Below are 25523 nucleotides of genomic sequence, written 5' to 3'. Positions count from 1 at the left end.
CATTAATAATTAGCATATTTATTTTTACAGGGGATCTTTCATGTCTGGTCACTTCCGGCACTCGCTGCTTGCTACCGCTATTGTTTTAGCCTTCCCGGCCCTGGCTATTGATAAAAATGATGACTCTTCGTCAACCGATCGTACGGATACGCTGACGGTCGTGGGTAACTGGCTTGATTCGCCGGATTACAGCACGGTTGTGCTCGATCATCCTGGCGCAAGAACCATCGTGACGGAGCAGCAGGTTAAGGAAAAGGGCGGGGAGACGATTTCAGAAGCCCTGCGCGGTATTCCCGGCGTTCAGGTTCAGGAGAATAACGGCACCGGCGGGAGCGATGTCTCCTTGAACGTGGGCGTGCGCGGTCTGACATCGCGCCTGTCGCCTCGTTCTACCATCATGATGGATGGCGTCCCGCTTTCCGTTGCCCCTTACGGCCAGCCGCAGCTGTCAATGGCGCCTCTTTCAATGGGCAATATTCAATCCATTGATGTGATCCGGGGCGGTAGCGCCGTCCGTTACGGGCCGCAGAACGTGGGCGGCGTGATCAATTTCGTCTCGAAGGATATCCCGGAAGAGTTCGGCGGCGCGGTAAGCGCGCAAACGGAAGGCGCATCGCACGGGGGGTTAAAAACGCTGACCAGCGCTTCCGTTGGCGGAACGGCGGAGAATGGTCTGGGGGCTGAGCTGCTGTACTCCGGTTTGCACGGGCAGGGGTACAGAGAAAACAATGACAACACCGATATTGACGATTTTATGCTGAAAACGCGTTATCGTTTTACCCCGAAGGACGAACTGACGGGTAACTTTCATTACTATAACGCCTCCGCAGGTATGCCCGGCGGCCTGACGAAAGAGCAGTATCAGCAAAATCCCTTCCAGTCCGTACGACCCTTCGATCAGTTTGCGGGGCGCCGTCAGGATATGTCTTTCAAATATCGCCATCAGGAAGAGGATAGCCAGTTTGAAGTGCTGACCTATTTCACGAAAAGTTTCCGTACCAGCGATATTCAGACCGACGGCACCGGGGCGCAGACAGGACAGAGCCGCCTGGCGGCAGCGCCGCGTCACTATACGACCTGGGCTATCGAGCCGACGTATTCACATCTGTTCCGCTTCTGGGATATGGCTCATGAGATAACCCTGGGCTACCGTTATCTGAATGAGACCTCGGATGAAAAAGGCTATCGCTCTGACTGGTACGATCCGACCACCACCACCTCCGCACCGAATTCAAAAGAGAACTACTACCAGCATACTTCCGGCGGTACGGAAGCTAACGCGTTTTATATTGATGATGCCGTCAACGTCGGTAACTGGACCATCACCCCCGGGCTACGCTATGAAAGCATCCGTACGCATGTAAATGATTCTTTCGCCGACATTTCACGAGAAAAATCGTATAGCGAACCTTTGCCTTCGATCAACGTGATGTACCACCTGTCCGACAGCTGGAAGCTGTTTGCTAACGCCAATACTTCTTTCGGCAGTTTGCAGTATTTCCAGCTAACGCGCGGGGGGAATCACGGCCAGCCGGCTCCTGGCCTGCAGCCTGAAAAAGCGCACACCTATGAGGTCGGTACCCGCTATGACGATTCCGTACTTAAAGCGGAGCTGACGGCTTTCTACATTGATTTTGATAATCAGCTGCAGTACATCAACAACACCATCGGCTGGACCACGCTGGGCGCGACCAAACATCAAGGCGTCGAGCTGGCTCTGAACTACGATCTCAGCGAACTGGCGCATAGTCTGGATGGGCTCAGCCTCTATTCCACCTATACCTATACGCGCGCCGTATCCGTTAGCGGAGAGTTTTCGGGTAAAGATCTGCCGTTCTATTCCCGTCAGGTGCTGACGGTGGGCTCCCGCTATGCAACGGGCAGCTGGGTGTGGAACGTTGATGGCTATTCGCAATCGCGCCAGCATTCTCCGGGGTCGTCTGATGCCGGCAACGGTTATATCACTCAGGAGAGTGATGATGGCCAGTACGGCAATATTGCGGGCTATATGGTGTGGAATATGCGCGGCGAATATGACATGGGGCCGTCATGGTCAAATTTGAAACTGGGCGCCGGGATTAAAAACCTTTTCGATCAGCGCTACTACACGCGTTCAACGGATAATAACTACGGGAAATATGTTGGCGAGCCGAGAACGTTCTTTGTTCAGGCGTCACTGGCATTCTAAAAGTGCTCATCTTCGCGGTGTATTTGATACACCGCGAAGCGGCTAATAGAGGGTCATCGCGTTATGTGCGCTTAACATAATGGTTCATCACATCTTCCTCAGTGTGTGAGTAAAATGTGTCAACGCTATTCAGGACGGGTCACAGGCGAAAAAAAAGCCCGTACTTGCGTACGAGCTCTTCTTCAAATATGGCGGTGAGAGAGGGGTTCGAACCCTCGATACGTTGCCGTATACACACTTTCCAGGCGTGCTCCTTCAGCCACTCGGACACCTCACCATATTGTTTCGCTGCACACCTTGGGTGGGCAACGGGGCGGTACTATAGGGAGTTGCGCTAAAACGGTCAAGCAGTATTTATTCTTTCCTTACCGTTCGCTCAAGCAATGAACACCGCCCCGGCAAAAAACGCCGGGGCGGTGGCTTTAACGCTGTGAATCAAGCTGTTCGCCGTTCTTCACCACGTCCTGTGCTTTGGCGTAGCTCTCAATCAGCAGCTGATAGGCCGGGAACACTTTAGTATAAACCTCGGCCCACTCGGCGGCGTCGGGACGGTTCCAGGTCCGCTGCAGCTCGGATGCCACCGCGGCGGTATCCATCGGGATGACGCCGGCCTGAACGACGCGAGCCAGCGTTATCTCCTGCGCCATCTTGCTGTAGGTGCCTGAAGCGTCGATAACCGCGAAGACCTTATAGCCATCGGCGACGGCCGCAATAGACGGAAACGCCATGCACACGCTGGTAATGGTGCCCGCGATAATCAGCGTTTTGCGCCCGGTGGCCTTCACTGCCGCCACGAAATCCGGGTTATCCCAGGCGTTAATTTCACCCTTGCGCGCAATATAGTGAGCATGCGGCGCATTCTCATGGATCTCAGGGATCAGCGGACCATTAGGCCCCTGCGGTACCGAGGCGGTGGTGATGACCGGGATCCCTGCAAGGGAGGCCATCTTCGCCAACGCGGCGGCCCGGGCGCGCAGTTCCGGCATGGGCATATCGCCAACGGTCTGGAACAGGCCGCTCTGATGGTCAATCAGCAGCATGGCGCTGTCGTTTACGTCAATCACCGGGCGAGACCCGTTAAAATTAGCTGGAGTAGACATTTTTTGTACCTCTGTAGCGTCAGATTTGGCCAAAGCGGCCGCTATTAAAATCGCGCACCGCTTCGGCGATTTGCGTTTTGCTGTTCATGACAAATGGGCCATAGCCGACGATAGGCTCACCCAGCGGTTCGCCGGCCAGTAGCAGGACTTTGGCATCAGCGGTAGCGCTCAGGTGCAGCGTTTCACCCTGCTGACTCAACACCACCAGCTGCCCTTCGCGCGCATTTTCAGCGCCGTTAACGCTGATTTCACCTTCAAGAACAACCAGCGCGGTGCTCCAGCCGGCAGGCAGGCGTAACGAGACGTCGCGGTCCTGCGTCAGCTGCATATCCCAGACGTTCAGCGGCGAAAAGGTGCGCGCCGGGCCGGAAACGTCGGCATAATCACCGGCGATGACCCGAACGTGGCCTGCGTTATCCGGCAGCGCGACGCGGGGAATGAGGTCCGCGGTGATGCTCTGGTAGCCGGGCGCGGCCATTTTGTCTTTGGCCGGCAGGTTGACCCACAGCTGGATCATCTTCAGCTCACCGCCGCTACGGGTAAATTCCGCCGAGTGGAACTCTTCGTGCAGGATCCCGGCGCCCGCCGTCATCCACTGCACATCGCCGGGGCCAATCACGCCGCCTTTGCCGGTCGAGTCGCGGTGCTCAACTTCACCTGAATACACGACGGTTACGGTTTCAAACCCGCGATGCGGATGCTCGCCAACGCCGCGTTTGCCGCTTCCCGCCGGGAAGCTATGCGGCCCGGCGTAATCCAGCAGCAGGAAGGGGCTCAGCTGCTCGCCGTGGGTTTGATAAGAAAACAGCGAGCGTACCGGGAAACCGTTACCCACCCAGTGCGGGGATGGCGCGGTATAGACGCCTGTAATCTGTTTCATTGTTCTCTCCTGTACGGTTGTTTCGATGTCGATAAGCTTAGATGCGCGGCTAATAGCCCGGTAGATAGCAAAAATGACCTATACTGTTCTAAAAATGGAACGATGGGGGGAAGGATGCAGGATCTCAACGACTTAGCCTGGTTTGTCCAGGTGGTGGATCATGGCGGATTCGCCGCCGCGGGTCGGGCGCTCGATCAGCCTAAATCGAAGCTCAGCCGCCGCATTGCCCAGCTGGAAGAGCGGCTCGGCGTGCGCCTGATTCATCGCACCACAAGGCAGTTCGCGGTAACCGAAGTGGGGCAGACGTTTTATCAGCACTGCAAAGCGATGCTGATCGAGGCCGAGGCGGCGCAGCAGGCGGTGGATACTCTGCGTTCTGAGCCGCGCGGCAGCGTGAAGCTCACCTGTCCGGTTACCCTCCTGCATGTGCATATTGGCCCGATGCTGGCGCGCTTTATGCAGCGCTATCCGGGGGTGAACGTGCATCTGGAGGCAACCAACCGGCGGGTTGATGTGGTCGGTGAGGGGGTTGACGTGGCTATTCGCGTGCGGCCGCGGCCCTTCGATGATAGCGATCTGGTGATGCGGGTGCTGGCCGATCGCGGGCACCGGCTGTTTGCCAGCCCGGCGCTGGTGGCGCGCATGGGGCAGCCGCAGGCGCCGTCTGAACTCAGCGAGTGGCCGGGACTGAGCCTGGCCGCCGGCAAACATCAGCATAAATGGCAGCTGAGCGGTCCGCAGGGCGCTCGCGCGGAGGTCTATTTTACGCCGCGAATGGTGACCACCGACATGCTGGCGCTGTGCGAAGCGGCGGTCGCCGGCATTGGCGTTGTTCAGCTGCCGCTATTAATGGTGCGCGATCGGCTAGCGGCGGGTGAGCTGGTAGTGGTACTTGACGAGTGGCAGCCGCGCCGGGAGGTGATTCATGCGGTCTTTGCCTCACGCCGCGGGCTATTGCCGTCGGTGCGCGCGCTGGTGGATTTCCTCAGCGAAGAGTATCAGCGGATGGAGGAGGATTAGCGCCGGGCTGGAGGTTTATGATGACTTTTGCTCTCTGAAAGCGAGGACCGCATCCCATGCGGTTTGCTGCAGGGCGCGGGCCGTCCGTTCGGTCATATCGCCGTCGACGGGCAGGGCGCCGCCTACCGGAGAGTGATGATAGAGGGTGGCAAACAGCACGCAGGCCGTCAGGTAGGTGCCGGCCAGCGATGGGGGGTTGCCCTCGCTGTGGTATAAATTTATCTCCGGGGGCTGCTCAACGGTGCGCGCAAAAGCGAGGCCGACAGGGGCCACGTAGCCGTGTGTCTGGGGGCGATAGCAAGACAGGCCTTTTCCAGTTTATCCGTCAGCTCCGGTTTATTTTTGCTGGCCCAGGTCATGAACCAGACAACCTTTTCATTCTCTTTGTGCGCAATTTCCGCCATGGTTATCGCCGATTGGGTAAAATACTCCCGGGTTGCGGCCCTTTTGGTGATGGCTTCCGTCGAGTTTCTCTGGAAGACGATCAGGTCCCACTTTTGCAGACCGTTCTGGAACTGCTGGCTGAGAATATGCCGACCCCGATGTCCGGTCGAGAGGGTAATATCGCGATACGCATAGCCTTTGCCACTTTCGGGCAGCAGCGAGCGGGCGAGGTCGCGCAGGCGAGTGTTCACGTTGTTATTGTAATGGCTGTCCGAGTTCCCATACATTGCGACGGTTTTATTTTCGCCGTCCATATCTGGCCAGCAGGGAGTATCCATGTATGAGGAGAGGCCCGAGCGGGTAAACTGCGGGGGACTCACTTTAGACCGCCACGAAATCGACAAACCCTGCCTCAGGCTTAAAGGGACGAATATAAGGGAGCGTCGGGAAATCCTGCTGTTCGTTTATCCCCCTCCCTTAATTCATAGGTGAGCGTATCACTGACGGTTTATCAACCCGCCTTCACGGCAATCACGTCGATCTCAACCTGCCATTCCGGACGCGCCAGATGTGAAATCATCAGCCCGGTAGAGACCGGGAACACGCCTTTCAACCAGCGACCCATGATATTGTATACCGTTTCACGGTGGCGAACGTCGGTCAGATAAACGGTGATTTTGCAGATCTCTTGCAGGTTGCTGCCGCTCTCTTCCAGCAGCATGTTGATGTTGTACATTGCCTGCTCGGTTTGCGCCGCAATATCACCAATGCCCACTGATTCACGGGTGTCTAAGTTTTGCCCAATTTGCCCGCGTAGAAAGACCATGTTTCCGGCGATGACGGCCTGACACAGATCGTTATCCAGATTTTGCTCCGGATAGGTCTCTTTGGTATTAAACGGACGAATACGCGTGTGTACCATTTTTTGCTCCAGGTGTATAAGCGGCCCTCAGGCCAGGAATTGACGAAGTTCTGCCGTTTGCGGCTGAGTAAACAGTGTGTCCGGGCTACCCACTTCGTGGACGCGCCCTTGATGCATAAACACCACCCGGTCACTGACTTTGCGCGCGAAATTCATTTCGTGCGTGACCATGATGATGGTCATGCCTTCCTGCGCCAGCGACTCAATCACCTGCAGTACTTCGCCGACCAGCTCCGGATCCAGCGCGGAGGTTATTTCATCGCACAGCAAGATTTCCGGATTCATCGCCAGCGAGCGGGCAATCGCGACGCGCTGCTGTTGACCGCCGGAGAGGCTATCCGGCCAGGCATCAAATTTATCGGCCAGGCCGACGCGTTCCAGTAACCGTCTGGCCGTGCGCTCGGCTTCACCTTTGGCCATCTTTTTCACCAGCGTCGGGGCCAGCATCACGTTCTTACCCACGGTAAGGTGAGGAAAAAGATTAAAGCTCTGAAAAATCATGCCGACGTTTTGCCGCAGTTCGCGCAGAGCGGTGCCGTTGTCCTGCTGCACCGGCTGTCCGTCCACCAGCAGCTCTCCCGCCTGATAGGCATCCAGGCCATTAATGCAGCGTAATAAGGTGCTTTTCCCCGAGCCGCTTTTGCCGATAATGCACACCACTTCCTGGCGTTTTATCTGCAAATCAATGCCTTTCAGCACCTCGTTTTCGCCAAAACGCTTATGCAGCGCGCGTATATCCACCAGGGAAAAATCGGCTGTCTGGGTCATCAGTTGGTTCTCCGTGACAAACGTTGTTCAAGATGCCGGCTCCATATGGAGAGCGGAAAGCACAGGAAGAAGTAAAACAGGGCCACGCTGCCGTAAATCAGGAAGGGTGAAAACGTGGCGTTCGAGATGATCTGCCCGGCGCGCGTCAGTTCGACAAAACCAATCACCGACGCCAGAGCCGTGTTCTTAATGGCCTGCACCAAAAAGCCGACGGTAGGGGCGATGGCCACACGCAGGGCCTGGGGCAGAATGATGTAGCGTAGCTGTTCGCGAAAGTTGAGCGCCAGGCTCTGGGCTGCCTCCCACTGCTGGCGTGGAATGGCTTCCACGCTGCCGCGCCAGATTTCGGTTAAATAGGCGCTGGCGTACAGCGTCAGGCAGAAACTGGCAGTAAATAGTGGCGAAGTATTAATGCCGGCGATCGCCAGGCCGAAATAGACCAGAAAGAGCTGCAGCAGCAGCGGCGTTCCCTGAAACAGCTGCACATAGCCGCGAACGAAATAGCTGGCGATACGCGAACCAGAGAGGCGTAGTACCAGCAGTAACCCACCGACGACGCCACCGCCAATAAATGCGATAGCGGACAATCCAACCGTCCAGCGCAGCGCCAGCAGCAAGTTGCGATAGATATCCCATAAGGAAAAGTCGCTCATCATGGATCCTCAAGGTCGACGGAAAATAAAGCGCGGGCCTATCCAGTTCAGAATCTGGCGCACGGCGATTGCTAATACCAGATAGGCAGCGGCGGCGATAATATAGGCTTCGAAATTACGAAAGGTGCGGCTGGCAATCAGGTTGGCGCTGAACGACAGCTCTTCGGTTGAGATCTGGCTGCATACCGCCGAACCCAGCATGATGATAATGACCTGACTGACCAACGCGGGCCAGACTCTGCCAAGAGCCGGAGGCAGCACCACGCGGGTAAAAATTTGCCAGCGGTTTAACGCAAGGCTCTGTGCCGCTTCGATTTGGCTGCGCGGCGTGTTCTCAATACCGGCACGGGCGATCTCACTGGCGTACGCGCCAAGGTTGAGGATCAGCGACAGCACGCTGGCCGTCAGCGCCGACATCTGTACGCCTACCGCCGGCAGGCCAAAAAAGATAAAAAACAGCTGGATGATATAGGGAGTATTGCGGACCAGCTCGACATAGCTGGCAATGAGCCACCGTAACGGGCGCGGGCCGTTGGCGCGTCCCCAGCCGCAGGCAATCCCCAGGGTAATGCCCAGCAGCGTGGCCGCCAGCGTCATCATGAGGGTGATGGCGATGCCGTTAAGCAGCATCGGCCACTGGCTCAATACCGGCGAAAAATCAAAGCTCATGTTCTGGTTTCTCCAGTAGTCGTGACAGCTGCGCCACGGAGGGCAGGGCGATAACCTGGCGTAGCTGGTCCAGAAGGTGACGACTCGTGGTCGCGGGTAGGGCTCGCTGGGCGCATGACAGGAACTTGTCATCCAGGGCCTCATCGCTCAGGGGATTGGCGGCATTGCCCAGAGCGCGATCGACACGGCAGCTGAGCTGCCGCCCCGATTTCAGATTCAGGGTGACGCAGGCACCTTCCGGGGCTGTTTGCAAACTCTGCGGGTGTTGCCACTGCGTGCTGCTGGTGATGCTGACTTTCGCCATCAGGGCATGTAGCCCTGCCGGTTTCAGCGACGCCTGCGTCAACTGGTTAAGGGTTAACTCACCATAAAATAGCGTGGCGGCGATGGCATAGGGCAGGCTGAATTGCGCCTGTTGCGGAGTCAATGGATCGGCGTAAATCAAGTTCGCGAGCACGATCTGCGGCACATCGCAGCGGATCTGCTCTATTTCATCCACCGCAAGCGTATGCCGTTGCATCAGGGTGACAACCGCATCGACGGCCGCGTGAGCAGACAGGCATACCGGGATGCGTTTAACGTCCAGCCCCGGCCGCAGCAAGCGCCAGCCGTGCACGGTTAACCGCTCCGGCTGCCATTGGGCATCGTTCATCAGCACCGGCAATCCGTAATGATGCTCCAGCGTATCGAGCGGACCAGTGATTCCCGCTTGCGCCATCAGCGCCGCCTGAATGCCTCGTTCGGCGGCCAGTCCGGCCATCACGGCTTTCGCATCGCTGCCAAAGGCGCTTTTACTGCCGCCAGCGGCGGCAAGAGCTAACGCAATAGCATGGGCAACCTGCTGAGGAGCCAGGCGTAGCAGGTGGGCGGCGGCAACGGCGGCGCCGACCACACCCAGAACCCCGGTTGTCCACCATCCGCGTTGATACAGCTGCTGGCCCAGCGCTTCGCCGAGCCGGTATTGGCATTCGCTGCCCGAGACAATGGCCGTCAGCAGACTGGCGCCGTCGCGGTCATACTGCTGAGCCACTGCCAGTGCGGCCGGGATGATGACTGCGGAGCCATGGACGAATCCGGCGTAGCAGTTGTCATCAAAATCCAGAGCGTGGGCGGCACAACCGTTGATCCGCGCGGCGTCCAGCGGGCTGACGCGCAGCGTGCCGCCCAGCGTGCAGGCCTTACCCTCGCTCATTACCGTCCGTTTCAGACGCTGCACTATCGGCATCGTGCTGCCAGCCAGCGCCACGCCCAGCGTGTCGATCAGCGCGCGACAGGCGATCCGTCGCACGTCGCCTGGGATCGACGACAGCGTTATGGCCGCCGCCTGCCGGGCCAAAATATGGGTTGCATAATGGTTCATGTTGTTCCCCACCAGAGAAAAGACTCCCCGCCCACAGGGAGCCACAATGCTTAGGATTCAGGCAGATCGCCTGCTGGCGCACCCAGCCACTTCTGCGAAATCTGATTGATGGTGCCGTCGGCTTTCGCGGCACGCAGGATTTCGTTCACTTTGGCAACCAGCGCAGGGTTACCTTTTGGCAGGCCGACGTAGCACGGGGCGTTAGCCAGAATCACTTTTAACTGGATATCCAGACCGGGGTTTTTCTGCTTCAGTGCGCCGGCGACGGTGGTACCGATTGCCACTAATTGCGTTTGGCCGGACATGAACGAGGCGATAGTGCTGTTGTTATCTTCAAAGCGTTTGACGTTAGCTTTTGGTGCCAGGGTCGTTAACTCTTCATCCTGCATCGAGCCGCGGGTTACCGAGACCGTTTTGCCGGCCAGCTCGTCGGCGTTGCTGGCTTTCACCTCAGCCTTGCCAAACACCGCATCAAAGAAAGGCGCATAGGCGATGCTGTAGTCGATCACTTTGGCGCGCTCTGCGGTTTTACCCAGCGAAGAGATGGTCATATCCGCTTTACCGCTTTGCAGATAGGGGACGCGATTTGGTCCTGTGACCGGCACCAGCTGCAGCTTCACGCCCAGTTTATCGGCTATCAGTTTGGCGGTGTCGATATCAATGCCCTGCGGCTGCATATCACTCCCCACAAAGCCATAGGGGGCGTAATCCTGAGGGACCGCGATACGCACCACTTTTTGCTGCATAATAGTATCCAGCAAATCGGCGGCGCTGGCGGAGAGGCTGGAGAATGCGCAAGCGAGCCCCAGCATTGCTGCAAATGCAAACTGTTTTTTCATCTCATTATTTCCCGTTCAGGTTATTGTTACGTAAATACGCGGTCATGAGGCGGATTAACTATTTTTATTGAAATAACCCGCGCGCACCGCAGTGCCAATTAAATTGACAAAGAACCGACAGGCGGTAATGGCGGTAATTTGGTTAATATCTTTCTTCGGCGTGATTTCAACCAGATCCATGCCCACGACTTTGCCTTTTGCCACCAGGCCGTGAATTAATTTACGCATTTGGTGATAAGTTACCCCGCCTAATGCCGGGCCGTTGACCGCGGGCATAATCGTTGGGTCAATACCATCGGCGTCACAGGTAATATAATAATGACCGCCATCAGGAATACGTGCTAACAGGCTGTCGATACCTTCATCATGCAGCTGATGGGCAGGAATCAATTTCGCACCATATTCCAGCGCTGCGTCCACCTCTTCCTGGCGCGCCGAACCGTTTGCACGCAGGCCAATTTGCCAGATTTCGCCGATGTGCTCCATTTCCGAGGCCCGGCGAATGGGGCTGGAGTAACCATCGGTCACGCCGTTGACATCCTGACGCCAGTCCAGGTGAGCATCGACATGAATCAGGGTGATGGTTTCATTCAGTTCATCCAGCGCGCGCAGCACCGGAATCGGAATACCGTGATCGCCGCCAATCACCAGCGGCATGCCGCCCAGTTGCAGAATTTTACGTACTACCGCTTCGGCCGCTTCGTAATGTTGACCCAGGGCGCGGGCATCGCCGGCGATATCGCCGCAATCGATCATGCGAATATCCTGATTATCCATCAGCGGGCCGCCAATATCGAAATCGTAACGCTCAATGCTGCGCACCGCGCGATCGGTCGCCTGACGCACTGCCGTTGGTCCATTAGTTTGATCGTTGGTGACCTCATCAATGGAATAAGGCGAGCCATAAGGAATCCCTAATACGGCGATATCTACACGATCCAACGTATTTAAATCACTGACTACTTCGGAATAAAGCAGGCTCTTATGACCATGTTTCGGTGCGGTGGTCATTTCGGATTTATATCTCATTTTATCCTCTGGTCTGTCGTGAATAACTAGTTAAGACTCCACCACTCTCCGGTGGCCCATAATTGCTCTTCGGTTCTTTTCACTGCCGAGTGAATATCGGTCCGGGCGTTGGCGGCAAATAATGCCACCAGTAATTCACTAACTAATAAGGCTGGCGTAATCGTGTCGAAAAACGACGCCGTTTTCTTTTGTACCATTATTGATTCCGCGGCCAGTCTTGCGACAGGCGAACTGGCATTATCGGTAATTGCGACAACACGGATTTTCCGCTGGGCTAAATAGCGGGCCAGCGTGACAGCACGTCGGGAATAGGGGGCCAGACTGACCACCAGCAGCACATCTTTGGCATTAATCTCCCCCATCAGCGTCATCATGCCGCTTTCGCCTGCGCCATCAATCAGGCGCACATTGTTGGCGAACCAGGCGCTGACATGTTGAAAATGGAAGACGACAGGAAACGACGAGCGAAGCCCCAGACAGTAAATGGTCCGCGCTTCTGCAAGGAGCCTGCTGGCTCGAATCATCGCCTCAAGATTCTCCTGACGACACAGTGTTTCAATATGGGCCTGCGTGGTGGCGGCCAGGTCGCGCAGCAAAGAGTCTTCTCCCTGCTTATTCATCGCAACCAGTCCCGGCACTCGTGATTCATAGATGCTGCTTTTGGTACGCAAGGCGGCGATAAACACTTCGCGCAGTGCATCGTAGCCGCCGAGTCCGAGGCGTTTTGCCAAACGGGTCATCGTGGAAGGCGGAACGCCGGCAAGACGCGACTGCTCACGCATCGACATTACCGCTACTTCCTGGGCGTGGTCTAACACAAAGCTGGCCGCCAGCCGTTCCTGACGGGGAAGCTGTTCGTACATTGCTTTTAGCCTGGAAATAACTTCAGCCTGTTCCATATGTGATTCCCTTTCGGTTTGACTCAATCACAATTGCAACGGTTGTGCCAAAGAGGATTATCATTGATTGGAATGAATCAAATTTAACCCCGCAGCAGGACACCCTGGCGGCATAGGGAGGGAACGCTGATTCCAGGAATGATTAGTCTGATTCAAAACCGCGTGAAAAAAGGGGCGGGCGTTATTTTTTCAGGTTGTTAGCAGCGGGGAACTGTGCATTTTTTACGCACTAGCGTGGAGCATCGACTGCATGCTGCCAGGGCAAAGGAGCGTTCATGAAGCAAATAGCTGTCGACCCTGGTCGAGGCTTCTTATCCCTCCCGGCGGGTGCAATATGCGAAAAAAAAGCCCGTACTTGCGTACGAGCTCTTCTTCAAATATGGCGGTGAGGGAGGGGTTCGAACCCTCGATACGTTGCCGTATACACACTTTCCAGGCGTGCTCCTTCAGCCACTCGGACACCTCACCATATTGTCGTTCCCGTTGCTGCCGGGAACGGGCGCTAATTTAGGGAAATACGTATCTCTCGTCAATCAACTTTTTAAAAAAAACGCGCGTTTAGCCAAACTTCGCGCAACCTGCTGGCGAAACGCACGACAATCGTTTTTTTTGTCGCCACTCTCTTTTTACCCGCCGGCCAGGCGAAATTTGCTATGCTGGCAAACCAATAGAAAACAACAAGTAAAATACGGCGCTAACGCAAACCTGCTTAAGACATTAGCTATCAGGAGTGACAATGGAGATTATCTTTTACCACCCGACGTTTGATATCCCGTACTGGATTGCCGAGCTGGAAAAACAGCTCCCCGGTTCGCGCGTACGCGAGTGGAAGCCTGGTGACGATCGGCCCGCCGACTATGCGCTGGTCTGGCACCCGCCGGTGGAAATGCTCCAGGGCCGCGACCTAAAGGCCGTCTTTGCGCTCGGCGCGGGGGTGGACTCGATCCTCAGCAAGCTGCGCGAACATCCGCAGATGCTGCCGCTATCGATTCCGCTGTTCCGCCTGGAAGATACCGGTATGGGGCTGCAGATGCAGGAGTATGCGGTCAGCCAGGTACTGCACTGGTTCCGCCGGTTTGACGATTATCAGGCGCTGAAGCAGCAGGCGCGCTGGCAGCCGCTCGATGAATACCGGCGCGAAGATTTTACCATCGGCATCATGGGAGCCGGCGTGCTCGGCGCGAAGGTTGCGCAAGGGCTACAGGCATGGGGCTTCCCGCTGCGCAGCTGGAGCCGCAGCCGCAAGGCGTGGCCGGAGGTGCAAAGCTTTGCCGGGGCCGATGAGCTGAATGAATTCCTGCGCGAAACCCGGGTCCTGATCAACCTGCTGCCCAACACGGCCGAGACGGTCGGCATTATTAATCAGCAGCTACTGGCGCAGCTTCCGGACGGCAGCTATGTTCTCAACCTGGCGCGCGGCGTCCATGTCGTTGAAGACGATCTGCTGGCGGCGCTGGAAAGCGGTAAACTTAAAGGCGCCATGCTTGATGTCTTTAGCCGCGAGCCGCTCCCGGCGGCAAGCCCGCTGTGGGCGCATCCGCGGGTGGCAATGACGCCGCATATCGCCGCGGTGACGCGGCCGCAGGAAGCGATTACCTATATAGCCGGTACGATTAGCCAGCTCGAGCGAGGGGAAACTGTCAGCGGGCAGGTCGATCGCCAGCGAGGTTATTAAAAGAGAACCCCGCTGCGGCGGGGTTTTGCTAATCATACGTCCTGATTCCTGCTATTCTTGCCACAAACAGAGAAGGAGATTGTGATGTATCCTGTTGACCTGCACATGCATACCGTCGCCAGTACCCACGCCTACAGCACCCTGCACGATTACATTGCCGAAGCAAAGCGCAAGGGGATCAAACTCTTTGCGATCACTGACCATGGCCCGGATATGGCCGATGCGCCGCACTACTGGCACTTCGTCAATATGCGCATCTGGCCGCGGCTGGTGGACGGCGTTGGCATTCTGCGCGGTATTGAAGCCAATATTAAAAATATTCACGGTGAAATTGACTGCTCCGGTCCGATGCTCACCTCCCTGGACCTGTTCATTGCGGGCTTCCATGAGCCGGTCTTTCCGCCGCAGGACAAAGCAACCCATACCGAGGCGATGATCGCCGCGATGGCGAGCGGCGCGGTGCACATTATCAGCCACCCGGGCAACCCTAAATTCCCGGTCGATATCCCGGCCATCGCCGAAGCGGCGGCAAAATACCAGGTGGCGTTGGAGATCAACAACTCCTCATTTATCTCCTCACGCGTAGGCAGCGAAGATAACTGCCGGGCCATCGCCGCCGCGGTGCGCGACGCCGGAGGCTGGGTGGCCCTCGGCTCTGATTCGCATACTGCCTTTACGCTGGGCGAGTTCAGGGAGTGTCGCAAGATCCTCGATGAGGTGAATTTCCCCGAGGAGAGGATCCTTAACGTTTCTCCGCGCCGGCTGCTGAACTTCCTTGAATCTCGCGGGATGCCGGCGATCGCTGAGTTTGCCGATCTTTAATTTGTCTAACTGGAATAAATGAATGAACGAGTTTTCAATCCTCTGCCGCGTGCTGGGCTCCCTGTACTATCGTCAGCCACAGGACCCGCTGCTGGTGCCGCTGTTTACCCTTATTCGTGAAGGCAAGCTGGCGGCAAGCTGGCCGCTGGAGCAGGATGAGCAGCTGGAGCGCCTGCAAAAAAGCTGCGACGTGCAGCCGCTGGCCGCCGATTACAACGCGCTGTTTGTCGGCGAAGAGTGCAGCGTCCCGCCGTACCGTAGCGCCTGGGTTGAGGGCGCTACGGAGGCCGAAGTTCGCGGCTTTCTGAGCGAGCACGGGATCCCAACCGGGGAGGGGCGGGCCGATCATATTGGTTCCCTGCTGCTGGCCGCTTCGTGGCTTGAGGATCATGCGACGGAAGATGAAAGCGAGACCCTGGAAACGCTGTTTGCCGACTATATTCTGCCGTGGTGCGGGATCTTCCTCGGCAAGGTCGAAGCCCATGCGGTGACGCCTTTCTGGCGGACAATGGCGCCGCTGACGCGCGAGGCCCTCTCCGCCATGTGGGACGAGCTGCAGGAAGAGAATGAAGAGTAATTGTGATTTAAATCACAATTAAAATGCAACGAAGAGTACGCCATTTCAGATTGTGTGCTCAGGATCGCATTTGAAGGGTGCGTATCTGCTATGATACGCGCCATGAACATACTTCTCGCAATTGCAATAACGACGGGCATTCTCTCCGGGATCTGGGGATGGGTGGCGGTCGCGCTCGGCCTGCTGAGCTGGGCTGGCTTTCTCGGCTGCACGGCCTATTTTGCCTGCCCGCAGGGCGGCCTGAAAGGGCTGCTGATCTCTACCTGTACGGTGATGAGCGGCGTGATATGGGCCCAGGCGATCGTCTACGGCAGCGCGCTGGCGCCGCATCTGGAAATCCTCGGCTATATGATAACCGGCATAGTGGCGTTTCTGATGTGCATTCAGGCGCGTCAGGTGCTGCTCTCCTTCGTGCCCGGAACCTTTATCGGCGCCTGCGCAACCTTTGCCGGCGGCGGCGACTGGCGCCTGATTGTGCCTTCTCTGGCGCTGGGGCTGGTTTTTGGCTATGCGATGAAAAACAGCGGACTCTGGCTGGCGGCGCGGGCGGAAAAGAGTAAATCGTTGGCCCACGAAACCCCCGACGAAGCCTGAGCGGCGCTATTCCTCACCTAAAACCGGACCTCAGGTCCTGTTTTGCTTTTCTGTCAATCACCTTTTCCTGCTGGCGCAGGGCTCCCCCGAACAGTGCTCTCGAAGCCATTTTATTCGACGGCTAATCATATTGTTACGCCCGGGCCCTGGCGAAAAATTAAACGGATTGCCGGTCGGCAGCCCGCAAAAGGGTGCCTGCGCGAGGAAAACCGCAGGGCAGCGCAATTAAAGTATATTAATCCGCAACATACCCTTGCTATTCTGGCAAGCGGATATCGCGCATTGCCGGGCCTCGGGCTTTCGTCCTCGGGGCCGTCATGCGATATTACCGCTAAGCTTTACTTAAGACGTTTGCCGACAGGAGGCGAAATGGCTGTTAAACCTGAGGTTATTCTCGGAGACATCACGACGCTGGCAGTCGATGTTATCGTCAACGCTGCTAACCCTTCACTGCTCGGCGGCGGCGGGGTCGATGGCGCTATTCATCGGGCCGCCGGGCCGGAGCTGCTGGCCGCGTGCAAAATAGTGCGTCAGCAGCAGGGCGAGTGCGCTCCCGGTCATGCGGTGATCACCACCGCCGGCCAGCTCCCGGCCAGCGCGGTTATTCACGCCGTTGGGCCGATCTGGCACGGCGGCGATCGCCAGGAGGCTGAACTGCTGGCCGATGCCTATAAAAACAGCCTGCAGCTGGCGGCGGCGAATAGCTACCGCTCTATTGCCTTCCCGGCAATCAGCACCGGCGTGTACGGTTACCCTAAGCAGGCTGCGGCGGAGATCGCCGTGCGGACGGTGAACGCCTTTCTCACGCGCTACAATCCGCTGGAACGCGTCTGCTTTGTCTGTTTTGATGCCGAAACGGCTGAGATTTATCACCGCCTGCTGCAGGCACAATAAGCGCAGCGCAGCCGACGCTGCTGGCAAGGCAGGCGTTGGCAATTATCAATGAAGGAGATCCGTTGGTGGCTGAGGGAAAGGTAGCGCAAAAGCAGCTCGTTCGGCGGGTGGAGATTGTTTCTGCGGCACAAGCATGTTTTGCCGCAAAAGGGCTCCACGGCGCGTCCGTTGCCGATATTGCCCGCGAGGCCGGGCTTAGCGTAGGGCAGCTGTACCGCATTTTTGCGAGCAAAGAGGAGATTATCGAGGCGATAGTCAGCGAAATTGTTCACGCCAGGGTGGAGGAGATGATTCGCGACAATCACGACCTCGAGCGGATGGCATCGCTGCTGGCTGGCGTCATTCCGCCGTCGGCCGCCACGATAACCGATAATTATCTGCTGATGGAAATTAACGCCGAAGCCTCGAGAAACCCGCGCCTGCGCGAAATTTTACAGCAGGCCGACCGGCGCCTGAAAGAGGAGGGCGGGCGGCTTACCCGTCACTCTCATCCCGAGATGTCGGCGGCGCAGATCGATGCCGCCAGTGAACTGATTGCGGTATTAACCGAGGGCGCGGCATATCGTCGCGAGCTGACCACCGCCGCGGAAGCCAATAAGCCGGCAATGGCCGCGCTCTATCGCGACCTGTTCCAGCTTCTGTTTGACAAAAAATAATCTTCGCTGGCCTGCTCCGGGGCCGCGCGCCTGGCGCAGCCCCGGCGGGACTAGCCGTTGGCCGAAACCTGCGGCTTCGGCGTTTTACTCTGGAATTTCCCCGAAAAGAGGAAGCGCAGCAGCGGGATCCGTAGATGAATTTCGTAGAGGATCAGCGCAATGCCCACCACAAAAATCAGCCCGGCAATAAACCCTAAGGTGTTCGATTGGATGGCCGGAGCAATCCACGCGCCGTACAGCAGGGTGAGCGGGTGGTGCACCAGATAGATAAACAGCGAGGCATTGACAAAATAGGTCACCCGCGCCGACTGGAAGTTCAGCAGGCGGTGCCCAAGGGAAAACACCACGTTAACCATCCACAGTCCGAGCACCATGGTAATAACGTACTCGGTTTCAAACATCCACGCGTCCCCGGAGCCGTACTGCTGGTTCAGGCGGTAGGCGATAAAGCCCAGCAGCGCTCCGACGTAGCACCACGGCGACGGCCGGGTGAACAGCGCTTTCAGGCGCGGGTTGATAAAGGTCTGCGCGCCGAGAATAAAGAACGGCAGGTAGAACAGGGTCTGCATGACGATAAAATTAAACAGGCCGTTGCTGAGAATCGGCGGATAGAGAATGAACAGCGTGCGGCGGATCAGCGCGTAGAGCACGCCGAGCGCGAGGAAAATCATCGACAGCTGAGACAATGTGACGGTGTCACCAAGGCTCGGGCCGCCTTCCGTGCGGCGCCCGGTGAGCCATTTGAACAGCACCACCCCGAGGGTGGTGAGAACGACCAGCACCAGTAAAAACCACAGATGCGAGATGAGCTCCCAGGCGAGGGTGTTGAATTTGTCGTACCCTGAGAGCGCGTGCCAGCTATCGGCTTTGCCGTTGACGTACTGCAGCATAATAAACTGCGGCAGGGTCAGCAGCGGAATGGCGGTTAACAGGGGGATGCCCACGCGCTCGACCCGCACTTTCCACCATTTTTTTAGCGGATAGCGCAGAAAAAGCATGTAGGAGAAGTAGCCGGAGATGACGAAGAAAACCTGCATGCGAAATGCATGAATAAAATCGTTGAACAGCGTCAGCCACCACGAGGGTTCGGCGCTATTAACATGCCAGCTGTGGCTGGAATAGATAAGCGATATGTGAAAAGGTATCCCCAGCAACATTAACCATGCGCGGATGCTATCGAAGAAATATTCACGTTCTACTGGCGCATTATTCATACAGTTTCACTACATTCTCAGACAATTCGTCTTATCACTCAAGGTGATAACGTTTAAATTCTCAGCAACCCTACATCAACTCTGGATACCTGTCTCCAGGATAAGCACGCAAAGTGCAAAAGTGACAGAGAACTGTCCATTACCTGTACTGCTAAGCTGAACAATGCAGGGATTATGTTGTCGGATTGCCTGAATTTCCATTAAAATAGATCGGATCGATTTAAGCACACAAAGGGGGAAGTGCTTACTTATATGAAACATAAACCACAGATGATGAAAATGCGCTGGTTAAGCGCAGCCGTAATGTTGTCCCTGTGTACTTCATCTGCATGGGCGTTTAGCATTGATGACGTTGCAAAAGAGGCAAAATCGTTAGCCGGGAAGGGCTATGAAGCGCCGAAGAGCAACCTGCCCTCCGTTTTCCGTGACATGAAATACGCGGACTACCAGCAAATCCAGTTTAACCACGATAAAGCATACTGGAATAACCAGAAGACCCCGTTCAAACTTGAATTTTATCATCAGGGCATGTACTTCGACACGCCGGTCACTATCAACGAAGTGACTGCAAGTAGCGTGCATAAGATCAAATATAACCCGGACTACTTCAATTTTGGCAGCGTCCAGCATGACAAAGACACGGTCAAAGACCTTGGCTTTGCCGGGTTTAAAGTGCTGTACCCGATCAACAGCAAAGATAAGAATGACGAAATTGTCAGCATGCTCGGAGCCAGCTATTTCCGCGTACTGGGCCAGGGCCAGGTTTACGGGCTCTCCGCTCGCGGCCTTGCTATCGATACCGCGCTGCCTTCAGGCGAAGAGTTCCCGCGTTTTCGCGAGTTCTGGATCGAGCGTCCAAAAGCGACCGACAAGCGTCTGACGATTTATGCTCTGCTCGATTCCCCGCGCGCAACCGGAGCGTATCGTTTTGTCATTATGCCGGGTCGCGATACCGTGGTTGACGTGCAGTCCAAGGTTTATCTGCGTGACAAGGTCGGTAAGCTGGGCGTTGCACCGCTGACCAGCATGTTCCTGTTTGGGCCGAATCAGCCCTCTCCGGCGACAAACTACCGTCCGGCGCTGCACGACTCTAACGGTCTCTCTATTCTCGCCGGCAATGGGGAGTGGATCTGGCGTCCGCTGAACAATCCGAAGCATCTGGCCGTCAGCAGCTACGCGATGGAAAATCCGCAAGGGTTTGGCCTGCTGCAGCGCGGACGTCAGTTCTCTCGCTTTGAAGATCTCGACGACCGCTACGATCTGCGCCCGAGCGCATGGATCACGCCGAAAGGTGATTGGGGTAAAGGTAAAATCGAACTGGTTGAGATTCCAACCAACGATGAAACTAACGATAACATCGTGACCTACTGGACGCCGGATCAGCTGCCGGAGCCGGGTAAAGAGATGAACTTCAAATACTCTATTACCTTCAGCCGCGATGAAGACAAGCTGCATGCGCCGGATAACGCCTACGTGATGCAGACCCGTCGTTCCACCGGCGATGTGAAGCAGTCGAACCTGATTCGTCAGCCGGACGGCACTATTGCCTTCATCGTTGATTTCACCGGCGCTGAGATGAAAAAACTGCCGTCAGATACGCCGGTAACGGCGCAGGCGAGCATTGGCGATAACGCGGAGATCGTTGAGAACGCGGTGCGTTACAACCCGATCACCAAGGGCTGGCGTATGATTCTGCGCGTGAAAGTGAAAGATCCGAAGAAAACCACGGAAATGCGCGCTGCGCTGGTCAATGCCGACCAGACGCTGAGTGAAACCTGGAGCTATCAGCTGCCTGCTAATGAATAACATAACCAAGTACATTGACGCCTTACCGCTGTCGGGTGCAGAGAAGTCTGCACTTCCTGATACCAGCCTGAAGGCGGTACATGAAGCGCTGGACGCCGATCGTCACGATTTTCCCCGCGAAGACGATTCCCCTCTCGGGTCGGTGAAAGCGCGGCTGGAGCATAGCTGGCCGGACGCGCTGGCGGGCGATCAGCTCATCAAAGATGATGAAGGTCGCACCCAGCTGCACGCCATGCCGAAGGCGAAGCGCTCCTCTATGTTCCCGGATCCGTGGCGGACCAACCCGGTCGGCCGCTTCTGGGATCGGCTGCGTGGACGCGATGTCACCCCGCGCTATCTTTCTCGTCTGACCAAAGAAGAGCAGGAAAACGAACAGAAATGGCGTACCGCCGGTACCATCCGTCGCTACACGCTGCTGCTGCTAACGCTGGCGCAGACCGTCGTTGCGACCTGGTACATGAAAACCATTCTGCCGTATCAGGGCTGGGCGTTAATCAACCCCGCCGACATGGTAGGGCAGAACCTGTGGGTTTCATTTATGCAGCTGCTGCCGTATATGCTGCAAACCGGCATTCTGATCCTCTTCGCGGTCCTCTTCTGCTGGGTATCAGCGGGGTTCTGGACGGCGCTGATGGGCTTCCTGCAGCTGCTGATGGGGCGCGATAAGTACAGTATTTCCGCCTCCACCGTCGGCGACGAGCCGCTGAATCCGTCGCATCGGACGGCGCTTATCATGCCTATCTGTAACGAGGACGTCGATCGCGTATTCGCCGGTCTGCGCGCCACCTGGGAATCGGTGAAGGCGACGGGCCAGCAGCAGCACTTCGACGTTTACATCCTCAGCGACAGCTACAACCCGGATATCTGCGTAGCGGAGCAAAAGGCGTGGATGGAGCTGATTGCTGAAGTCCAGGGGGAAGGGCAGATTTTCTATCGCCGCCGCCGTCGTCGCGTGAAGCGTAAAAGCGGCAACATCGATGACTTCTGCCGTCGCTGGGGCAGCCAGTATAGCTACATGGTGGTGCTGGACGCCGATTCGGTGATGTCCGGCGAGTGCCTGACCGGCCTGGTGCGCCTGATGGAAGCGAACCCGAACGCCGGGATCATCCAGTCCTCGCCGCGCGCCTCCGGAATGGACACCCTCTACGCCCGCTGCCAGCAGTTCGCTACCCGCGTATACGGCCCGCTGTTTACCGCCGGTCTGCACTTCTGGCAGCTTGGTGAGTCGCACTACTGGGGTCATAACGCCATTATCCGCGTAAAACCGTTCATTGAGCACTGCGCGCTGGCGCCGCTGCCGGGTGAAGGCTCTTTCGCCGGATCGATTCTGTCGCACGACTTCGTGGAAGCCGCGCTGATGCGTCGCGCCGGCTGGGGCGTGTGGATTGCCTATGACCTGCCGGGCTCCTATGAAGAGCTGCCGCCGAACCTGCTGGATGAGCTGAAGCGTGACCGTCGCTGGTGCCACGGTAACCTGATGAACTTCCGCTTGTTCCTGGTTAAAGGTATGCACCCGGTACACCGGGCGGTGTTCCTGACCGGCGTCATGTCCTATCTCTCCGCGCCGCTGTGGTTTATGTTCCTCGCCCTGTCGACCGCTCTGCAGGTAGTGCACGCGCTCACCGAGCCGCAGTACTTCCTGCAGCCGCGTCAGCTGTTCCCGGTGTGGCCGCAGTGGCGTCCGGAGCTGGCGATAGCCCTGTTTGCCTCAACCATGGTGCTGCTGTTCCTGCCGAAGCTGCTGAGCATCATTCTGGTGTGGTGCAAAGGGTCGAAAGAGTACGGCGGGTTTATCCGCGTGACCCTCTCTCTGCTGCTGGAGGTGCTGTTCTCCGTGCTGCTGGCGCCGGTACGTATGCTGTTCCACACCGTATTTGTGGTCAGCGCGTTCCTTGGCTGGGAAGTGGTTTGGAACTCGCCGCAGCGTGATGACGACTCCACCCCGTGGGGCGAAGCGTTTATGCGCCACGGTTCACAGCTGCTGCTGGGTCTGGTTTGGGCCGTCGGCATGGCGTGGCTGGATCTGCGCTTCCTGTTCTGGCTGGCGCCGATCGTCTTCTCGCTGATTCTGTCGCCGTTTGTGTCGGTGATCTCCAGCCGGGCGACCATTGGTCTGCGTACCAAACGCTGGAAGCTGTTCCTGATCCCGGAAGAGTACTCCCCGCCGCAGGTGCTGAAGGATACCGACGCCTACCTGACCCTGAACCGTCAGCGTTCGCTGGATGATGGCTTTATGCACGCCGTGTTTAACCCGTCGTTTAACGCGCTGGCAACGGCAATGGCTACCGCTCGTCACCGCCACGGTCGGATCCTCGATATCGCCCGTGAACGTCACGTTGAGCAGGCGCTGAATGAGACGCCGGATAAACTTAACCGCGACCGTCGTCTGGTGCTGTTAAGCGATCCGGTGACCCTGTCGCGCCTGCACTATCGCGTCTGGGCCGCGCCGGAGAAATACTCTTCGTGGGTGGATGCCTATGGCAAGCTGGCGCTGAATCCGCTGGCGTTAAAAACGAAGTAAGCCGCACGTTAAGAAAAATACCGGCAATTTTGCCGGTATTTTTTTCTCCAGGAATTGAGGTTACAGATGAGAATTTTGCTGGTCATCGTCATGACCGTGCTACTCAGCGGCTGCGGCAGCATTATTAGCCGCACGGTGCCGGGGCAGGGGCACGGCAATCAGTATTACCCCGGCGTTCAGTGGGACGTTCGCGACTCGCCGTGGCGCTATATCACCATCCTCGACCTGCCTTTTTCGCTGGTGTTCGACACGCTGCTGCTGCCGCTTGATGCGAGCCACGGCCCCTACAATTAGCTAGCGTTCGTCCCACTCATCGGCCGCCGTCTGACCCTCTTCCGTATCCAGAGAGGGTTCAAGCTGAAACTCACCCTCGTCCCATTCATGGAGCGTATTCTCTTCCAGCCACTCCTGGCGGAGCTCTATCTCGTCGTAGTCGCCGTCAAAAACGCTCTGCGCCGCTTCGCCACTGAGCATCGGCAGGCACTCGCCTTCCCCCTCATCGTCGGCAAAGAACTCGGCCTGCCAGGCGATATCGCCATCCTGCAAGACGTACTTCTGGATATTCAGCTGCTCGACGCTGGCGCTCTCCTCGTCGCTCTCCGGATTATTGGCCAGGTACTCTTCGCGGGCCGCATCGATAGCTTCTTCGAGCGTGGCATAGAAAACGGAATCCTTTGGCATGGCTAACCCCCTAAGAAGAATGAGAAATGGACACGATCCAATCTATAGAAGGCGGAGGGCGATGCGTCAAGGGCAAGGAGGCTTTGCGGACTTAATTTACCGAACGATCGCCGGAGCCCCGGCCGTCAGAGGGTTCGCTGCTTCGCGGCTGACGTAAGGTGATGGTCGAGTAGATAGCGTTGAACAGCACCACGCAGGCGGTGACCAAAAAGACCGCCCGGAAGCCATAGTTGGCGGAGACGGAGGCGCCGATGAGCGGGCCGGTGACGTTGCCAATATCGCGAAACGACTGGTTATAGCTGAAGATGCGGCCGGCGACCTGGCTGGTGGAGTTGTACACCAGCAGCGTTTGCACCGCCGGCAGCAGCGCACCGTCGGCGGCGCCGAGCAGGAAACGCAAAATGCCCAGCTGCAGCGGAGTCTGGACGAATGACATCGGAATAAGCAGCAGAACGGAGAGGATCAGCGCCACGATGAGGATTTTTTCCGGCCCGATCCGATCTCCCAGCCGGCCGAGACGCGGGGCGCTGATCAGGGCAGCCACGCCGGGCACGGAGGCGATCATCCCGCTGATAAAGGCAATATTGCCGATGTCTCCGCTCAGATCCCGCACGTACAGCGTCAGGATCGGCGCAATCGACCCGGTCGCAACCTGGATAATCAGGGTAGTGACGAACAGGCTGAGCACCAGTTTTGGGCTTTTCAGGGAGGAGAAGACGTCTCTGGCGCTAAGCATCTCTTTTTTCGCCACCGGCACAAACTGCTCGCGAATGAAGAACAGCGTCAGGAGGAAACAGATAAACAGGACGCTGGCGGTGAGAAAGAAGACGGGGCGCAGGCCCCACAGGTCAGCGAGAAAACCGCCGGCCAGCGGGCCAAGCAGGGCGCCGCTGACCGCCCCGGTGGAGAGCGTACCCAGCGCCCATCCGCTCTTCTGGCGAGGAATTTGGGTGGCGATAAGGGCGTTGGCGTTCGGGATAAACCCGCCTAACAGTCCCAGCAGCGCGCGAAGCAGCAGAAATTGCCAGATATTTTGCGCCAGCCCCATCAGCGCCATGACGATAGCCATTCCGAGCGCGGAACGGAGCAGCATGATTTTGCGACCTTTTCGGTCGGCCAGGCCGCCCCAGAACGGTGAGGCAACGGCAGAGAAAAGAAAGGTAATGCTGAAGACCAGACCCGACCACATATTGAGGGCGCCGTGGCCCGTTACGCCGAGCTGTTCAACGTAAAGCGGAAGGAACGGCATCACGAGGCTGAACGCCGCGCCGGTTAAAAAACAGCCGAACCAGGTGACGGTAAGATTGCGTTTCCAGTTAACAGGTAGATCGGCAGACGACATAGGATCCCACTGGCCTGCGCCGCAGGTCAA

24 protein-coding genes, 2 tRNA genes and 1 pseudogene are annotated in these 25523 nt (G+C 57.2%); 11 read left to right on the top strand and 16 right to left on the bottom strand.

The genetic code is table 11. From position 1 onward, the window contains the following. Positions 1-40 precede the first annotated feature (40 nt). Complete coding sequence (locus tag M2416_RS02080; protein ID WP_259221826.1) at positions 41-2188, top strand: TonB-dependent receptor family protein; 2148 nt, start codon at positions 41-43, stop codon at positions 2186-2188. Positions 2189-2377: 189 nt separating this feature from the next. Here the strand turns inward: M2416_RS02080 and M2416_RS02075 are convergent. From M2416_RS02075 to M2416_RS02065, 3 genes are all read right to left on the bottom strand, one after another. Then, positions 2378-2465 (bottom strand) — tRNA-Ser (locus tag M2416_RS02075). A gap of 145 nt (positions 2466-2610) precedes the next feature. Then, positions 2611-3288 (bottom strand): isochorismatase family protein, encoded by a 678-nt coding sequence (locus tag M2416_RS02070; protein WP_076945177.1) that lies wholly within the window; start codon positions 3286-3288, stop codon positions 2611-2613. A 19-nt stretch (positions 3289-3307) separates the two neighbouring features. Next, positions 3308-4168, bottom strand: a complete 861-nt coding sequence (locus tag M2416_RS02065; RefSeq protein WP_259221825.1) for a pirin family protein — start codon at positions 4166-4168, stop codon at positions 3308-3310. Between the two features lie 114 nt (positions 4169-4282). Here M2416_RS02065 and M2416_RS02060 point away from each other — a divergent pair, with 114 nt between their 5' ends. Beyond that, complete coding sequence (locus tag M2416_RS02060; protein WP_259221824.1) at positions 4283-5188, top strand: LysR family transcriptional regulator; 906 nt, start codon at positions 4283-4285, stop codon at positions 5186-5188. A gap of 15 nt (positions 5189-5203) precedes the next feature. Here M2416_RS02060 and M2416_RS02055 read toward each other — a convergent pair. The 10 genes and pseudogenes from M2416_RS02055 to M2416_RS02010 form a co-directional block, all read right to left on the bottom strand. Next, positions 5204-5886, bottom strand: a pseudogene (locus tag M2416_RS02055) (hypothetical protein). A 197-nt stretch (positions 5887-6083) separates the two neighbouring features. Beyond that, entirely contained in the window at positions 6084-6494 is a 411-nt protein-coding gene (locus M2416_RS02050) for a RidA family protein (protein ID WP_076945180.1), read from the bottom strand. A gap of 27 nt (positions 6495-6521) precedes the next feature. Then, positions 6522-7262: an amino acid ABC transporter ATP-binding protein gene (locus M2416_RS02045; protein ID WP_045854809.1), complete on the bottom strand. Its 741-nt coding sequence runs from the start codon at positions 7260-7262 to the stop codon at positions 6522-6524. Further along, a complete protein-coding gene (locus M2416_RS02040) occupies positions 7262-7915 on the bottom strand; it encodes an amino acid ABC transporter permease (protein WP_045854810.1) in 654 nt (217 codons plus the stop codon). The genes M2416_RS02045 and M2416_RS02040 overlap by 1 nt, the downstream gene beginning before the upstream one ends. Before the next feature lie 9 nt (positions 7916-7924). Beyond that, positions 7925-8584 carry an amino acid ABC transporter permease gene (locus M2416_RS02035; protein WP_076945181.1) on the bottom strand — a complete coding sequence of 220 codons (660 nt, stop codon included), beginning with the start codon at positions 8582-8584 and terminating at the stop codon, positions 7925-7927. Beyond that, a complete protein-coding gene (locus M2416_RS02030; protein WP_259221821.1) occupies positions 8574-9944 on the bottom strand; it encodes an MmgE/PrpD family protein in 1371 nt (456 codons plus the stop codon). Before M2416_RS02030 ends, M2416_RS02035 begins: the two co-directional genes overlap by 11 nt. Positions 9945-9994: 50 nt before the next feature. Further along, the gene (locus M2416_RS02025) at positions 9995-10783 is read right to left on the bottom strand and encodes a transporter substrate-binding domain-containing protein (RefSeq protein WP_076945183.1); all 789 of its coding nucleotides are present in this window, start codon (positions 10781-10783) and stop codon (positions 9995-9997) included. Between the two features lie 54 nt (positions 10784-10837). Continuing rightward, positions 10838-11794 (bottom strand): agmatinase, encoded by a 957-nt coding sequence (locus M2416_RS02020; protein ID WP_076945493.1) that lies wholly within the window; start codon positions 11792-11794, stop codon positions 10838-10840. A gap of 44 nt (positions 11795-11838) precedes the next feature. Next, the gene (locus M2416_RS02015) at positions 11839-12711 is read right to left on the bottom strand and encodes a MurR/RpiR family transcriptional regulator (protein ID WP_259221820.1); all 873 of its coding nucleotides are present in this window, start codon (positions 12709-12711) and stop codon (positions 11839-11841) included. Between the two features lie 380 nt (positions 12712-13091). Then, positions 13092-13179, bottom strand: a tRNA-Ser gene (locus M2416_RS02010). Positions 13180-13447: 268 nt separating this feature from the next. Here M2416_RS02010 and ghrA point away from each other — a divergent pair. The 6 genes from ghrA (at position 13448) to M2416_RS01980 (ending at position 17929) form a co-directional block, all read left to right on the top strand. Next, the gene (gene ghrA / locus M2416_RS02005; protein WP_259221819.1) at positions 13448-14386 is read left to right on the top strand and encodes a glyoxylate/hydroxypyruvate reductase GhrA; all 939 of its coding nucleotides are present in this window, start codon (positions 13448-13450) and stop codon (positions 14384-14386) included. An 84-nt stretch (positions 14387-14470) separates the two neighbouring features. Further along, entirely contained in the window at positions 14471-15208 is a 738-nt protein-coding gene (locus M2416_RS02000; protein ID WP_045854817.1) for a phosphatase, read from the top strand. Between the two features lie 22 nt (positions 15209-15230). Then, positions 15231-15785, top strand: a complete 555-nt coding sequence (locus tag M2416_RS01995) for a TorD/DmsD family molecular chaperone (protein WP_076945186.1) — start codon at positions 15231-15233, stop codon at positions 15783-15785. A 102-nt stretch (positions 15786-15887) separates the two neighbouring features. Further along, positions 15888-16379, top strand: coding sequence for a DUF1097 domain-containing protein (locus M2416_RS01990; protein ID WP_123551476.1), 492 nt, complete (start codon positions 15888-15890; stop codon positions 16377-16379). A gap of 369 nt (positions 16380-16748) precedes the next feature. Continuing rightward, a complete protein-coding gene (ymdB, locus tag M2416_RS01985; RefSeq protein WP_133597443.1) occupies positions 16749-17273 on the top strand; it encodes an O-acetyl-ADP-ribose deacetylase in 525 nt (174 codons plus the stop codon). Positions 17274-17338: 65 nt separating this feature from the next. Next, on the top strand, positions 17339-17929 hold the full coding sequence (locus M2416_RS01980; protein ID WP_076945494.1) for a TetR/AcrR family transcriptional regulator: 591 nt from the start codon (positions 17339-17341) through the stop codon (positions 17927-17929). 50 nt (positions 17930-17979) lie between these two features. Here M2416_RS01980 and mdoC read toward each other — a convergent pair whose 3' ends face one another. Next, positions 17980-19143 carry a glucans biosynthesis protein MdoC gene (mdoC, locus tag M2416_RS01975; RefSeq protein ID WP_076945189.1) on the bottom strand — a complete coding sequence of 388 codons (1164 nt, stop codon included), beginning with the start codon at positions 19141-19143 and terminating at the stop codon, positions 17980-17982. Positions 19144-19395: 252 nt separating this feature from the next. On the opposite strand from mdoC, the gene mdoG reads away from it, so the two are divergent. The 3 genes from mdoG (at position 19396) to M2416_RS01960 (ending at position 23764) form a co-directional block, all read left to right on the top strand. Next, on the top strand, positions 19396-20949 hold the full coding sequence (mdoG, locus tag M2416_RS01970) for a glucans biosynthesis protein MdoG (protein ID WP_076945190.1): 1554 nt from the start codon (positions 19396-19398) through the stop codon (positions 20947-20949). Continuing rightward, entirely contained in the window at positions 20942-23470 is a 2529-nt protein-coding gene (gene mdoH / locus M2416_RS01965; RefSeq protein ID WP_259221812.1) for a glucans biosynthesis glucosyltransferase MdoH, read from the top strand. The genes mdoG and mdoH overlap by 8 nt, the downstream gene beginning before the upstream one ends. 66 nt (positions 23471-23536) lie before the next feature. After that, positions 23537-23764 (top strand): YceK/YidQ family lipoprotein, encoded by a 228-nt coding sequence (locus tag M2416_RS01960; RefSeq protein WP_076945192.1) that lies wholly within the window; start codon positions 23537-23539, stop codon positions 23762-23764. Here the strand turns inward: M2416_RS01960 and M2416_RS01955 are convergent, their stop codons facing one another. Continuing rightward, on the bottom strand, positions 23765-24151 hold the full coding sequence (locus M2416_RS01955; protein WP_259221811.1) for a MysB family protein: 387 nt from the start codon (positions 24149-24151) through the stop codon (positions 23765-23767). Positions 24152-24242: 91 nt separating this feature from the next. Continuing rightward, on the bottom strand, positions 24243-25493 hold the full coding sequence (gene mdtG, locus M2416_RS01950) for a multidrug efflux MFS transporter MdtG (protein WP_259221810.1): 1251 nt from the start codon (positions 25491-25493) through the stop codon (positions 24243-24245). Positions 25494-25523: the final 30 nt, after the last annotated feature.

Source organism: Klebsiella sp. BIGb0132 (genome assembly GCF_024810075.1).
GTDB classification, from domain to species: domain Bacteria; phylum Pseudomonadota; class Gammaproteobacteria; order Enterobacterales; family Enterobacteriaceae; genus Klebsiella; species Klebsiella terrigena.
Note: the sequence above shows the minus strand (reverse complement) of the source record. Positions and strands in the feature narration are given on the sequence as shown.